1 protein-coding gene is annotated in these 405 nt (G+C 32.1%); it reads right to left on the bottom strand.

Going from position 1 to position 405, the window contains the following annotated elements; genetic code table 11:
- A partial coding sequence (locus AVBRAN9334_RS10130) for a hypothetical protein (RefSeq protein ID WP_336607746.1) occupies positions 1-405 on the bottom strand: 405 nt, incomplete at both ends.

Here is a 405-nt window from a genome sequence, read left to right as displayed (position 1 = left end):
GTTCTCTCCTTCAATCTTACCCATACTTACATTATCTTCATAAAAAGCTCCATCGGTTTTTAAAATACCACTACCTGTTACTTTTTCTGATACCTTTGAGCCTTCTTCTACATTTATAAAGCCTTCGTTTTTTATTTCTCCTTTGATTTCTGAGCCATTTATCACACTTACTTGTGCATCTTTGTTATCAATTACTATGCCTTGATTTAATGTAGCATTATCTAAGACATTGTTTTTACTATCGCCTGTAATAGTTAGAGTTTGTTTGAATATGGAACCAACTGCACTTATGCTATCAGCACTAACATTACCTTGAAAAGTGCTTTTTTCATCGCTTAATAATTTATTTGCAGTTATATCTCCACTAAAGATTGTATTACTTGATTTAAAGTCGTTGCCTACTTC

The sequence above is a fragment of the Campylobacter sp. RM9334 genome (genome assembly GCF_020138145.1).
GTDB lineage: Bacteria > Campylobacterota > Campylobacteria > Campylobacterales > Campylobacteraceae > Campylobacter_E.
This window is presented reverse-complemented; position numbering and strand designations above follow the sequence as displayed.